Origin of the sequence: Parabacteroides vesiculifaciens (assembly GCF_049860805.1) — a bacterium.
Taxonomy (GTDB): Bacteria; Bacteroidota; Bacteroidia; order Bacteroidales; family Tannerellaceae; genus Parabacteroides.
Genome location: NZ_CP187555.1, coordinates 2564307 through 2578665, shown reverse-complemented (window position 1 = coordinate 2578665; position 14359 = coordinate 2564307). Strand labels below are relative to the sequence as shown.

Annotated in this window: 10 protein-coding genes; 8 read left to right on the top strand and 2 right to left on the bottom strand. The window is 47.9% G+C overall.

Going from position 1 to position 14359, the window contains the following annotated elements:
• Positions 1 to 431: 431 nt before the first annotated feature.
• The 6 genes from ACPYIV_RS10515 to ACPYIV_RS10490 all read left to right on the top strand — a co-directional run bounded on the left by ACPYIV_RS10515 (position 432) and on the right by ACPYIV_RS10490 (position 11606).
• Complete coding sequence (locus tag ACPYIV_RS10515; protein ID WP_300762773.1) at positions 432 to 3581, top strand: SusC/RagA family TonB-linked outer membrane protein; 3150 nt, start codon at positions 432 to 434, stop codon at positions 3579 to 3581.
• Between the two features lie 18 nt (positions 3582 to 3599).
• Positions 3600 to 5489 carry a RagB/SusD family nutrient uptake outer membrane protein gene (locus tag ACPYIV_RS10510; RefSeq protein WP_425886481.1) on the top strand — a complete coding sequence of 630 codons (1890 nt, stop codon included), beginning with the start codon at positions 3600 to 3602 and terminating at the stop codon, positions 5487 to 5489.
• 246 nt (positions 5490 to 5735) lie between these two features.
• A complete protein-coding gene (locus ACPYIV_RS10505; protein WP_299361645.1) occupies positions 5736 to 8891 on the top strand; it encodes a SusC/RagA family TonB-linked outer membrane protein in 3156 nt (1051 codons plus the stop codon).
• A 20-nt stretch (positions 8892 to 8911) separates the two neighbouring features.
• Entirely contained in the window at positions 8912 to 10801 is a 1890-nt protein-coding gene (locus tag ACPYIV_RS10500) for a RagB/SusD family nutrient uptake outer membrane protein (RefSeq protein ID WP_425886480.1), read from the top strand.
• A gap of 189 nt (positions 10802 to 10990) precedes the next feature.
• Positions 10991 to 11323 carry a type II toxin-antitoxin system RelE/ParE family toxin gene (locus ACPYIV_RS10495; protein WP_299361632.1) on the top strand — a complete coding sequence of 111 codons (333 nt, stop codon included), beginning with the start codon at positions 10991 to 10993 and terminating at the stop codon, positions 11321 to 11323.
• Positions 11304 to 11606 (top strand): helix-turn-helix domain-containing protein, encoded by a 303-nt coding sequence (locus ACPYIV_RS10490; RefSeq protein ID WP_299361629.1) that lies wholly within the window; start codon positions 11304 to 11306, stop codon positions 11604 to 11606. The genes ACPYIV_RS10495 and ACPYIV_RS10490 overlap by 20 nt, the downstream gene beginning before the upstream one ends.
• Positions 11607 to 11654: 48 nt before the next feature.
• Here ACPYIV_RS10490 and ACPYIV_RS10485 read toward each other — a convergent pair whose 3' ends face one another.
• A complete protein-coding gene (locus ACPYIV_RS10485; RefSeq protein ID WP_425886479.1) occupies positions 11655 to 11762 on the bottom strand; it encodes a smalltalk protein in 108 nt (35 codons plus the stop codon).
• Positions 11763 to 11803: 41 nt separating this feature from the next.
• Positions 11804 to 12259, bottom strand: a complete 456-nt coding sequence (locus ACPYIV_RS10480; protein ID WP_293739646.1) for a DNA-binding protein — start codon at positions 12257 to 12259, stop codon at positions 11804 to 11806.
• A 408-nt stretch (positions 12260 to 12667) separates the two neighbouring features.
• On the opposite strand from ACPYIV_RS10480, the gene ACPYIV_RS10475 reads away from it, so the two are divergent.
• Together ACPYIV_RS10475 and ACPYIV_RS10470 are read left to right on the top strand one after the other, a co-directional pair.
• Positions 12668 to 12907 (top strand): DUF4248 domain-containing protein, encoded by a 240-nt coding sequence (locus ACPYIV_RS10475; RefSeq protein ID WP_425886478.1) that lies wholly within the window; start codon positions 12668 to 12670, stop codon positions 12905 to 12907.
• A 117-nt stretch (positions 12908 to 13024) separates the two neighbouring features.
• Positions 13025 to 14179, top strand: a complete 1155-nt coding sequence (locus ACPYIV_RS10470) for an alginate lyase family protein (RefSeq protein ID WP_425886477.1) — start codon at positions 13025 to 13027, stop codon at positions 14177 to 14179.
• The last annotated feature ends 180 nt before the right edge of the window (positions 14180 to 14359 follow it).

Below are 14359 nucleotides of genomic sequence, written 5' to 3'. Positions count from 1 at the left end.
AATCGTATGCCAAAGTAACAAGGATTGGTTTGAAAAAGTTCAGGTGGCAGGAAATGTGACAATACGTCAGTGCTAAGGGATGGAAAAGGCATACGAAGGAGCGTGGGGGGAGGATAGGTGGGGTTATAATATGGGGGGAATAGTTCTGGGAGAACTATGGCATCTTTTCCAGTTCCACGCAGACTGTATTAACGTTTTTATACACAACTTTAAAATGTGACCGCAAACATATTGCTTTTTTATAGAATAAACAAATACAAACGTTTTTATTTAACACAAAATTCGACCCGCCTTTCCAAAATGGGTATAATCAAGCAGAAAGATGCCATAGTTCTCCCAGAACTGCGTGGAGATAATTATAAAGTCATGAATTTTAGGTGTGTTGTTTTGTTCTCGAATATTTTTTTGTTGTCTAAATATTTATTATCAAAATGAAAAAACGTAATTTATTACAACGATTCTGTTTGATTTTGATTCTGTTAGGGCTGTTCGTCACCCAGTCGTTCGCCCAAGGACTAAAGGTCACAGGTATCGTCAAAGACCAATCGGGTGAACCCTTGATCGGTGTGAATGTGATGGAAAGAGGGACGACCAATGGCTCCATCACGGATGTGGACGGGAAATACAGTGTTTCAGTAAAAGGAAACAAGTCCGTTCTTGTGTTCTCTTATATCGGCTATGTCTCGCAGGAGATTCCGGTAGCCGGCAAGCAATCTGTCAACGTGACTTTGAAAGAAGACACGGAAGAGTTGGAAGAAGTGGTCGTGATCGGTTACGGCACGGCCAAGAAGAAAGATTTGACGGGAGCTATTTCTACTGTCAAGGCTGAAAATTTGGAAAAGGAAACTCCGCGTTCCGTACAGGACCTGTTGCGTGCAAATGCTCCCGGTTTGTCGATCGGTGCATCGGTGAATGCCGATGGTTCGGCTGACGTGCAGATTCGTGGCAAGAACACATTAAGTGCCGGTTCCGGCCCGCTGTATGTGTTGGATGGTGTGATTTTCAATGGGTCTTTGACCGATATCAACCCTATGGACATCCAGTCGGTGGATGTCTTGAAGGATGCCAGCTCGGTAGCAGTATATGGTGCCAAGGCCGCCAATGGGGTTATTGCCATCACGACAAAGAAAGGCAAGACCGGCAAGCCGGTTGTCAACTTCAATGCCAACATGGGGTGGGTGCAGGCAAACTCGATCCCTAAAGTGGTAGATGGAGCCGGGTTCGTCAAATTCCGCCAAGAATATGCGAAAGGCTTGTTGTCAAAAGACGAATTGGCAGCAAAGAAAGGTATGTATGATGACCCTCGGACATTGGGCAGCTTAGGTGTAGACCCGTTGACTTGGTATAATTATGACCAGGGTACTCCGGTGTCAACACTGCCTTCGGAAGAACAAATGCTGACCACTTGGTTGGGCCGTTTGAACTTTAAGAACATTGAAGTCGAGCATTATTTGAATGGAGTCGAGACGGATTGGACCGACCTTGTCTTCCAGACCGGCTTCCAGCAGGATTACACGGCCAGTGTCTCTAACCGGAAAGACGATTTTTCTTATTTTTGGTCTATGGGGTACGCCGACCGTGAAGGTGTCAAGACCGGTGACCGGTTCAAGACTTTCCGTACCCGTTTGAATTTGGAATCCAATGTGACGGATTTCCTGACAATCGGTTTGAACTCTTCTTTCGGGACGAAAGACAGAGGTGCCATGTCGGCTGATGTCGGCCAGCGTATGAACAACTCGCCTTATACAACGAACGATATCGATGACTTGGATAGCCCGTACCGGATGTATCCTTCGGGCGACAACAACACGAAGAACCCGTTTTTCGACAATTTGTACAGGGACCGTAAGAAAATGGAGCATGTCTTGAATGCGAACATCTATGCGATAGTCAAACTTCCTTTCGGTTTTGAATACCAGATGAATTTCAACCCGTACTATAAGTGGTACGAATATTACAACCATGAATCCGCGAAGCATCCCGAATGGGCCGGCGATGGCGGTAGGTCTGAACGTACGACGGAGAAGACATTCAACTGGTTGCTGGATAATATTTTCCGTTGGAAGCATAACTTCGGAGACCATAAGGTCGAAGCGACGTTCTTGGTCAATGCAGAAAAAGGCCAATGGTGGCAGACGGTTGCCAAATCTTCCCAGTTTACGCCAAGCGATATCTTGGGCTACCATAACATCGGCGCCGGTACGGTTCCGGTCGTTTCCAGCAACGACACCTATAAGACCGGCGATGCTTTGATGGGACGTTTGTTCTATTCCTACAAAGACAAATATATGTTGACCGCTTCCGTCCGCCGTGACGGCTATTCGGCTTTCGGGCAGCTGAACCCGCGTGCCACCTTCCCGGCTGTCGCTTTGGGTTGGGTGTTCACTTCCGAAGATTTTATGGAGTCGGCTTCCTCTTGGCTCAATTATGGTAAGTTGCGTCTTTCTTGGGGACAGAATGGTAACCGCGATATCGGCCAGTATGACGCGTTGGCAAGTTTGAAATCCAGCTTGCATCCCTATATCGACCAAAACGGGAATCTGTATGTGACTTCACAAATTTATGTGGACCGCATGGCAAACAAGGATTTGAAATGGGAGCGCACGGCTTCTTACAATATCGGTTTGGACTTCTCTTTGCTCAATGACCGTTTGAGGGGTTCTATGGAAACCTATATGACTGAAACGACCGATTTGCTGGTCAACCGTGCTTTGCCTTCTATTTTAGGTTTCTCCAGCGTGAAGGCCAACTTGGGTAAATTGGCGAACAAAGGTTTCGAGTTGTCATTGAACGGGGATATCATTCGTACGAACGACTTTACTTGGACCTCTTCCGGTTCTTTCTCTTTCAACCGCCGTAAACTGAAAAGCCTGTATGGCGACATGGAAGATATTTTGGATGAAAACGGCAATGTGGTCGGGCAAAAAGAAAAGGACGATCCCCAGAACAAATGGTTCATCGGACACGACCCTGACCAGATCTGGGATTATGAATTCGGTGGCGTATGGCAGTTGGGACAGGAAGAAGAGGCTGCAAAATATGGTTGCAAGCCGGGTGACTTCCGTTATATCGACCAGGATGGGAACGGCGTGCTGGACAATGACGACCGGACTTTCCAAGGCTATATGACCCCACGTTTCTATTGGACCTGGAGAAACGAATTCAACTATAAGGACTTCAGCTTGTCTTTCATGCTTTATTCCCATGTCGGGCATTATGATTATTATAACCATGCTTCCAACAGCGGCGGTATGTTCGACCGTTTCACGACTTACGACCAGCCCCGTTGGACACCGGAAAACCCGTTGAACGATTACGGACGCATCGGTTCTTACAACTTTGCTTCCTACTACAAGAAGAAAACATTCCTCCGCATGGACAATATCACCTTGTCTTACGGAGTCCCGAAAGATTTCCTGAAGAGACTCAAGGTACAGAATATGCGTATTTCCGTTAGTGCCCGCAATCCGTTCACTTTGACCGGTTGGGACTATTTCGATGTGGAAGCAACGAAGAAGAACCGTGATGACGCAGCTTATGGCATGAGATCGTATAACATCAGTGTGAATTTCACCCTTTAATCGAAAATTACAACAATCATGAAGAATAAAAAACAAAAATGTTTGATAGGGGCATTGGCTTTGTTGCCATTGCTGACGACCGGCTGCTCCGAAAGTTGGTTGGAACCCAAACCGCTTTCTTTCTATACGCCGGAAAATACGTATGTGGATGCCGAGGGTATGTATTCTGCCATTGTCGCTTGCGAGCGTAATATGCGGCATGAGTTTTTCGGAGACCAAGCTCCGATTTTGACGGAATATTATACTTCTGACATAGCCGTGAACGGAAAGACGGATGAAAGCGGGGCTTTGGTCGATTTCGACAATTATATGATCCCGACCCAAGTGAGGAGTGATGCCAAGAACAAGATGGGATGGTATTGGGACGAAGGTTTCAAAGGCATCAAATATGCCAATGTCGTGTTGTCGCGCATCGATGCCGGGACTTATAAGGACGAAGCTGAACGTAATGCGGTTTTAGGTACTGCCTATTTCCAGCGTGCCTACCGTTATTACAAGCTGACCCACCAGTTCGGGAACGTCCCGTTCTTGGACCGCGAATATACAGGGCCGAAGCTGGATTTCTATTCCTATGACCGTTGGAGCATCTTGGAGCAGTTGAAAAAGGATCTGGAATTTGCTTACCAGTGGGTGCCTGAAAAGGTGGACCGTGGTAGGACTTCCAAGGCCGCTTGCGGTGTCTTGCTGATGAAGGTGAGCATGTGCTTGGGCGAGTTTGACCGGGCGATAGAAGTCGGCAAGGAGATCGTGGCCAACCATCCGCTGATGGTAAGCCGTTTCACGAGCAACAAGGAGAAGCCGAACACGAACCTGATGCATGACTTGCACAGCGTGGAGGCCAAAATGGATATGTCGAACACCGAAGGGTTGATGTATGTCGTTTCCTACCAGGATGTGGAAGGGCGCGACCGTATCCAAAGTATGCGTAACGCCACTCCTTATTGGGCGAAGGGGGCAGCTATCGTGACTCCCGATGGGCAATCCGGGACTGCCATCTCTCCTGCTGCGGCTGATAAGGAAACGGAAATCGACAATGACTTCCATGTAGGGCGTGGCATTGGTAGTTGCCGTCCGAATAACTTCCTGCAATATGGCATTTGGGGCGAAAAAGAGAAGAATGACCTCCGCAGCCCGAACGGCCTTGGCAGCTGGCGCCGTATGGAAGACCTGTATTACAACGCTCCGGGATTGAAAGGCAAATCCGAATGGTATGGGAAACATTTGGTCCGTCCGGTGAATATGAGTGTTTCGGATTCTGTACGTTGTTGGTTCTCATGGCCTCATTATAAAATATTCGTCCCGGACCCAACGAAAAACACGGACCGTAGTGGTGGCGAAACACCTTGGTATATCTATCGTTCGGCAGAAGTCTATCTGTTGATGGGCGAGTGTTATTATTGGAAAGGCCAGGCGCAGGAAGCAGCCGATATGCTGAACGTTGTCCGCAAACGTGCCGGTGCCGAACCGTTGCTTGCTTCGGATATCAACATCGGAGAGGTGTTGGCTGAACGTGCCCGTGAATTGTACTACGAAGAAAACCGCCATGTGGAATTAGTCCGGATTGCCTATACATTTGCCAAGACGGGCAAACCTTGCGAAGTGTTCGGTGGCCGTGTTTATAAACTGGATACTTTCTCCGGTCCCGGTGGAACCGGTTCGAATGTGAAGGAAGCCGGTTATAATTTCTGGTATGACTGGCTGATGAAGGTCAACAACTTCTTCCATGACGGGACTGAAGTCGCCAATGGCAAATATCGCATCAGTGTCCATCATGTTTTATGGCCTGTCCCCTACAACGCCATCAAAACCAATACAGGCGGTGTGATCAACCAGAATATCGGCTATTCCGGTGCAGAAGATAATATCACCCCTTTGAAAGTCGGTGAAGAAGCCCCTGAAAAGTTATAAATGAATCAGTAATTTTGTAATTCATATAGCAATAACGTGTAAAAGCACTGGTACCTGAATCATTCAGGTGCCAGTGCTTTTTTTTGATCATTTTGTGGTTTTGTGGTAAAAAAATATCATAATTTGCAAAAAAACTCTGCTTTGAAGGTGTTCTCTCTTATTATTTTTGCAAAATGTTAAACTAAAAAAAATATTAGTATGAAAAAAAGGACAACAAAATCTTCGAGTGCTCACTCGAAGATAAGGATGTACAAATACATCCTTATCTTCATCCTTAGTCTAATAAACTTTGGAAGTGCGTATGCACAAAGTTTTCTGATTACTGGAAAAGTGGTTGATACCTCGGGAGAATCTCTTCCCGGTGTTAATGTCATGCAAAAAGGCACGACCAATGGAACCATTACGGATATGAATGGAGCGTATTCCATTGCAATCTCAGGCAAAAATCCGATTCTTTCTTTTTCTTATATTGGTTATTTGACAGAAGAAGTTACTGTCGGCAATCGGAAGAAGATCGATGTTAAGATGAAAGAAGACACACAAAACCTGGAAGAAGTCGTGGTTATCGGTTACGGTACAGCAAAGAAAAAAGACCTGACAGGTGCCATCTCAACGATCAAGACTGAACAACTTGCGGCAGAATCTCCGTCTTCTATCCAAGACTTGATGCGTGCTAATTTGCCGGGTTTGAATATCGGAATGTCCACCGGTGCAAAGGAACAGTCGGGTTTGCAGATCCGTGGTAAGAATACCTTGAAGGCCGGCTCATCCCCGTTGATCGTGCTGGACGGAGTCATCTTTGAAGGTTCATTGAACGACATCAACCCTGTCGATATCGAAGCGATCGACGTGTTGAAGGATGCCAGTTCGGCTGCCGTTTATGGTGCCAAGGCTGCCAATGGGGTTGTGGTTGTGACAACGAAGAAGGGAAAAGTCGGAAAGCCGGTTGTTAATTTCAATGCGAATATCGGTCTTGTGCAGGTTGCCAACCAGCAAGAAATATTGGATGGACCGGGCTTCGTGAAATATCGCCAAGACTATGAGACAACTCGCAACTCTGCAGAATATCTGGCCAAGTACCCGGAAATCTTTTCCGATCCCCGCAAATTGCAGAGTGTAGACCCATTGACTTGGTATAACTATACGCAAAAAACACCGGTCTCTTCCGTTACGGAAGACGAACTCGTCCGTTCGTGGTTGTCCCGTCTTGATTTTAAATCTCCTGAAATCGAGAATTATATGCTTGGCAATGAAACCGCGTGGGACGACTTGGTTTTCCAAACCGGTTTGCAACAAGACTATACAGCCAGCATCTCCAACCGTACGGACAATATGTCTTATTATTGGTCTTTGGGGTATTCTGATCGTGAAGGTATCATTACCGGCGACCGCATGACCAATTTCCGTACACGTTTGAATTTGGAATCGAAGATCACCGACTTCCTGACAGTCGGTCTGAGATCCAGTTTCTCCTCCAGGGATGAGAAAGACTTGAACAATTATGATTCGAATGGGAACAGCGACAAAGATAAATATTGGCTTTGCGATTGGGAACAGATGATCCGGATATCCCCTTATGGCTCCAATAATCTGGATGATCCGGACAGCCCTTACCGTCGCCTCCCGACAGGTGATGCCACTCCGGTGAACCCTTTCTATGATAATTTGTACCGTGACCGCAAGAAAATGTATTCTATTTTGGATGCCAATATGTATGCGAAGGTGTCGTTACCGTTCGGGATTGAATATCAGATGAACTTTATTCCACATTATGAATTTTATGAATATTACAGCCATGAATCAGCGGAAAATGAGAATTGGGCAAGTAAAGGAGGAAGTTCGGAGCGTACGACCCGCAAGAGATTCAGTTGGCAGGTCGATAATATTTTCAGTTGGAGACGTGAATTCAACAAACTGCATACGGTTGAAGCTACTTTCTTGATCAATGCGGAAAAAGGACAGTCTTGGAAACAATCATCAATGTCATCCAACTATTCACCCAGCGATATTTTAGGATACCACCGCCTGCAAGCCGGTACCGTTCCTTTGGTTAGCAGTGACGATACCTACAAGACGGGGGATGCTTTGATGGGACGCTTGTTCTATTCGTTCAAGAATCGCTATATGTTGACGGCTTCCGTTCGTCGTGACGGCTATTCCGCTTTCGGGCAGATGCACCCGCGTGCAGTCTTCCCTGCTGTTGCTTTGGGATGGACGTTCAGTTCCGAAAAATTCATGGAAAGCATGAACTCTTGGTTGAACTACGGTAAGTTGCGCTTCTCTTGGGGGCAGAATGGTAACCGCGACATCGGCCAGTACGAAGCCCTTTCGGACTTGACTTCAGGCTTGCACCCCTATATTGACCAGAGTGGTAACCTCTACAATTCTTCACAACTATATGTAAACCGTATGTCTAACGCCGCTTTGAAATGGGAAAGAACTACATCCTACAATGTCGGATTGGATTATTCTGTATTGGGCGATATCCTGAGTGGGGCTATGGAATTCTATTTAGCAAAGACCAATGATCTTTTAGTTGACCGTGCGCTGCCTGAAATCACAGGATTTAACAGTGTCGCTACCAATTTGGGGGAAATCAAGAACAAAGGTCTTGAAATCTCTATGAATGCAAATATCATCAAAAAGGACAACTTCTCTTGGTCAGCAAGTGGAAATTTCTCCATGAACCGTCGTAAAATCTCACATCTGTATGGTGATATGGTCGATGTTTTGGACGACAATGGCAACGTGATAGGCCAAAAGGAAGCTGATGACGTGAAGAACAGATGGTTTATCGGGCATGATACGGAACAGATTTGGGATTATGTGCGTGATGGCGTATGGCAGGAAAATGAAGCCGAAGAAGCTGCCAAATATGGCAACCAGCCCGGTGATTTCAAATATTTGGACTTGGATAAGGATGGTGTTATGACTGACAAAGACAAGGTGTTCCAGAAAAACAAGACACCACAGTTCCGCTGGTCATTGCGCAACCAATTTACTTTCTGGAAGGATTTGACGTTTTCATTCATGATGTACTCCCATTGGGGATATTATAATACGTTCAACCGTGCGGCAAACGTATCTAATTTTCCTGACCGTTGTACCGAGTATGTACAACCCCGCTGGATGCCTGAAAATCCGATTAACGACTATGCACGTATCGGTTCGAAGAACATAGGTAATAATTATGTGGAACGTTCATTCATCCGTTTGGACAACATAACATTGTCATATAATGTCCCGGCGAATTTCTTGAAGAAGTTTTATGTGCAGAATATGCGTTTGTCCATGAGCGTGCGCAATGTCGCCGTGTTCGCACCACATTGGGATTTCTGGGATCCGGAAACAACGATACCTACTCCGAGAACTTATAACTTGAGTGTGAACTTCACTTTGTAAATTTTAAATCAGAAATGGACATGAAAAAGATAGATTTTAAGAAGTATACAGCTTCGGTAGGTGCCGTGGCTCTTTTGGCAGGTTTGTTTTCCTGCAGCGACTCTTGGTTGGAGCCGAAACCTCTGTCATTCTATACGCCGGAAAATGCATACGTGAATGCCGAAGGTCTTTATGGGGCTTTGACCTCTTGCGAACGAAATATGAGGCACGAATATTTTGGAGATGCAGCTCCCATTGTGACGGAAATGGTGCAGTCTGATATTTGTGTAGAAGGAACGACGGATAAGGCCGGCCCCCAGATGGACATGGATAATGTGCTATTGCCTGATATGAACTTGAATCATGGGGACAAGACCAAAGTCGGTTGGTATTGGTATGAAGGCTACAAGGCTATCAAATATTCAAATGTGGTTGTATCGCGTATTGATGCCGCTACTTTTAAGAACGAAGCTGAAAGGAATGCGGTTTTAGGCGCAGCTTATTTTCAGCGCTCGTACCGCTATTTCAAATTGACGCACCAATTTGGCGATGTACCTTACCTGGACGGTGAGTTGACGACTCCCAAATATGACTTCTACTCATATGATCGTTGGAGCATCTTGGAGAAGATCAAAGAAGATATGGAGTTCGCCTATCAGTGGGTGCCGGAAAAGGTAGACCGTGGAAAAACGTCAAAGGCAGCTTGTGGAGTTTTGTTGATGAAGATCTGCATGACATTGGGCGATTTCGACCGGGCTTTGGAGATCGGCAAGGAGATCGTGGCGGCCCATCCTTTGATGACCAGCCGTTTTACCGTCAACCAGTCAAAGCCACATACCAATTTGATGCATGACCTGCATAGCGTGGAAGCGAAGTTGGATATGGGCAACACGGAAGGGTTGATGTATGTGGTAGCTTATCCGGAAGTGGATGGCTCCGACCGTGTCCAAACGATGCGTAACGGTGTCCCGTTTTGGAATAGCGGTGCAGTGAAAACTCCTGACGGACAAGTCGGTACAAGCCAGACCGTGGCTGCCGATGAGACGGATCCCACGATGGACTTGAACAAAACTTATGGCCGTGGCATCGGCCGTGCACGTCCGACCAATTATTTCCAATATACTATTTGGACAGACAAAGAGAAAAACGATTTGCGCAGCCCTAACAACCACGACAGTTGGATGCGCATGGAAGAGTTGCGTTATAACAATCCCAGCCTGAAAGGGAAAAGCGAATGGTATGGAAAGAATCTTGTGAAGAATCCTGCAATGTCTGTAGAAGACACCATTCGCTGCTGGTTTATGTGGCCACACTATAAATTGTTTGTTCCGGATCCATTGCAGCAGCAATGGGCAGGTGGCGAGACTCCTTGGTATATCTACCGATCTGCCGAAGTTTATCTGATGATGGGCGAATGCTATTATTGGAAAGACCAGCTTCAGGATGCTGCCAATATGTTAAATGTCGTACGCCAGCGTGCCGGTGCAGATCCTTTGACAGCAGCCGACATCAACATAGGAGCCATCCTTGACGAGCGTGCCCGCGAACTCTACTACGAAGAAAACCGCCACTTGGAATTAGTCCGTATTTCTTATATCTATGCACGTACAGGCAAACCGTGTGAGGTGTTCGGTGGGCGGACTTACAAAATGGATAACTTCTCCGGCCCGGGCGGAATAGGCTCGAATGTCAAAGAAGAGGGGTATAACTTCTGGTATGACTGGGTTGTGGCCAAGAACAATTTCTATAACAAGGGCGTAAAACATAAATGGGCTGAATATAAGATTAGCGTCCACCATGTTTTGTGGCCGGTTCCGGCAAGTGCCATCAATACGAACTTTGGTGGAATATTGAACCAGAACATCGGTTATCCGGGAGCAGAAAACAATATCACCCCTTTGAAAGTCGGTGAAGAAGCCCCTGTCAAATAAGCGGATGGGATAAAGACAAGCGCGCACATGACAACAACAGCGCAAGAGAGGCGCACGCCGGCCGGGGGAAACCCGGTGGGGCTGTGCGCCTCTCGCTTTCCCCCCCTACATACAGGCGGTGATGCCGAATGCGCTATTAAAAAAAAACAGCAGGGTTGTGTTTTTATATAACTTTCATACCTTTGCATCATGAGAAGGATCATTACATACAAAAGTTATTTTTTCGACTTTATAAAAAAACTGTCAAAAGACGAAACAAACAAAATTCGCCGTGCGTTAGACTTGTTTAAAGTGGAAGATAAGATGCCAAGCCACTTTATAAAGTTTATACGGGATGGAATTTATGAATTCCGCGTAACTTATGGCAGCAATGAGTTTCGTATCTTTTTCATATATGACGGCGATATCGTAGTTGTCCTTTTTAACGCATTCAAGAAAAAAACGCAAAAAACACCTGATAATGAAATTAAAAAAGCAATCAAATTGAAGGAGGAATATTACAATGCTAAAAGAAATAAGTAAAGATATCTACGATGTGGATGCTTGGTTGGATGAAGGTCTCGGGAAAGAAGGGACTCCCGAACGTGAAAAGAACCGCGAAAAGGCATGGGAAGAGTATAATGCCCAAATCTTATTGAATGCCCGTAAAAAAGCAAGGCTCACGCAGGCAGAGCTTGCCAAGCGTATTGGGGCTGACAAAGGTTATATCTCGAGGATAGAGCGGGGGCTTACCGTCCCAACCGTTTCTACTTTGTACCGCATTGCGGCAGCTATGGGGTTGACTGTGGAATTGCGCCCCATATAAATCCGGAGTGCCAAACTCCGGATTTTACACGGTAATCGCTTTTCCCCCCTACATACAGGCGGTGATGCCGAATGCGCTTCCCAAGGCTGTGGCCACGATGATGACCACTTTGAGGATGACTCCCCATACGGACTTCTTTTCGCTCTTTTCTTCCATGATGGTTGATGAATTATGATTTATGAATTATGGACGATGGATCAAAGTTCTCCCGGCCGATCATCCTCGCCGCCGCCTCCGCCGGTGTTGCCGTCTTCGACGTTGTAGGGCGACATTTCCTTGAGTTGGGCTTCAAGCTTCAGTTGGTTGACTGCCAGGGTGCCGGTTGAGCGGCACTTGAGGCGCAGCCCGACCACGTTGGTGGCGACTGTCCAGTCTTTGGTCGTGTCGGCGGGTTTGCCCCGGATGCCCACGCCGAAGATGGCCAGGTCGTCTAACTTGACGTTCTTGCCGTCGAGGAGCAGTTCCTTGATACAGCAGGTCATGTCTTTGAGCACGCCGTGGATCACGCCCGGCGAATACGGCGTGTTGTGTTTGGCCATGTGTTCGGCCAAGGCGCGTGTGTCGAGCGTCTCGTCGGCCACCGCCCGTGCCAGCCACTTTCCGCTCAGCGGGGTGTCTTTGGTCTGATTCTGATACTTCTTGTAACGGATCATGTCTTTTTACGTTTTAAAATGTTGATGATATTGAAATAATTGCCACCGTCTGTGGGAAGCCGTGCACCCTCTTCCTCTTTCCGGTACCACAAAGATACGATGCGCCCCGGGGGCATTGGGCGTTAGCGGGGCGTACGGTGGGGCAGGGGGCGGTAAAACACCTTAAAGCCCTATCCCTGCACCGGGCGTCGGTATAGAGGTATGTAAGGATGGTTAACTTCCTTTGCGGTGAATAAAAGTGCTAATCTCCACATATTTTGCGGTGAATAGTGCGTATATTTGCCACACAAGCCACTGCTTTCGTGGTGGCTTTTTTGATGGTCTCCGGGTGAAAAATAGTAGTGCTTATCTTTCCGAATATCAGTGCTTTTTCGTATATTCGCAGAAGTAAATCAAACCAAGGAAGAGATGGAAAGAGAAGAACATTTTCGCATCAGGAGTTATGGGCTGACGGAGTTGTCGATGCTCTACAGCCCAGAGTTGTTACCCAAGTCGGCCCAACGGAAGCTGGACCGGTGGATCCGCCATTACCCCGGCCTTACGGAGCGTCTCGCCGAGTTGGGCAAGCAACCCGGTGCCCGTTGCTACACCCCCGCCCAAGTGCGCGAGATCGTCGAGGCGCTCGGCGAACCGCAACCCTATGGGTAAGCCCTCCTTACCCATAGGGTTGCGGGGCGTAAAGGATAGGGTTGCGACATCCCGGTGGAAGGGGCTGGGAAGGGGATGCACTCCACCGGATCTATGTGACAAACTAAAAATCAGGTTATGTATAAATTATTGTTATTCGCCCTCTTGCTGCTTTGCCAATGCAAGAGGGAACTTCCATTGAAGGAAGAAGTGGCGGGCCTGCTCGGCGGCGAGGTGGTGGCCCGGGGCGAAAAGGCGTTGGCGGAAGAGCCGCTGACCATTACGGCCTACAGGGCCGAAAGGAGTGCCGGGGGAATCCATGATTTCTATTCCGAAGGCGATTACTGGTGGCCCAACCCGGCAAGCCCCGACAGTGCCTATATCCGCCGTGACGGGCAGACCAACCCCGATAACTTCGTGGAGCACCGTCACGCCATGGTACGCTTCAGTTCGTTGGTCGGCGACCTGGTCTCTGCCTATATTGTGACGGGCGATGAGAAATATACCCGGCAAGCCCTCCGGCATATCCGGGCTTGGTTTGCCGATCCGGAAACGCGGATGAACCCCAACCTGCAATATGCCCAGGCCATCAAAGGGATCGCGACAGGGCGGGGCATCGGCATTATCGACACGGTCCACCTCATAGAGGTCGTGCAGTCGCTCATGCGGATGGAGCAAGCCGGGCTCCTCCCGGCTGAAGACGCGGCGGGCACGCGGGCTTGGTTCGCCAGCTACCTTGAATGGCTGACCACGCATCCATACGGCGTGCAGGAGATGAAAGCGAAGAACAACCACGGGACGTGCTGGGTGATGCAGGTGGCCATGTTCGCCCGGTATACAGGCAATGAAGAGTGGCTCGGCTTTTGCAGGGAGCGGTTCGAAACGGTCCTGATGCCTTCACAGATGGCGGCGGATGGCAGTTTCCCGCTTGAATTGAAACGGACGAAGCCGTATGGTTATTCCCTGTTCAACCTCGATGCCATGGCAACGGTTTGCCATCTCCTTTCCGACAGGGAGCACGACCTTTGGGCGTTTACGCTCGCGGATGGCCGGAATATGCAGAAAGCCGTGGCTTGGCTGTATCCCTACATCGAAGACAAGGCGGGGTGGCCTTTCGCCGAAGATGTCATGTGTTGGGAGGAATGGCCGGTCGCCCAGCCCGCCCTTCTGTTCAGCATCGCCCACACTCCCGACAAGGCCTACTTGGAAACCTGGAAGCGGCTGGAGCATTTCCCCACCCATGACGAGGTGGTCCGCAACCTCCCCATCCGCCATCCGCTGCTATGGCTATAAGAGGGGGAAATGTATCCCTCTGAAAAAAGCCTTGATTGGTTATCAGTCGGTTAATATGAAGGATGAAAGATAAAAGGGCTTTTCTGTAAAAGTTTAGGGAAAAATAAAACAAGGGGTGCCTCCTTTAAAGGGGGCATCCCTTGTTTTATGCAACCGGGAAAGTTTGCAGAAAGCCCCGTT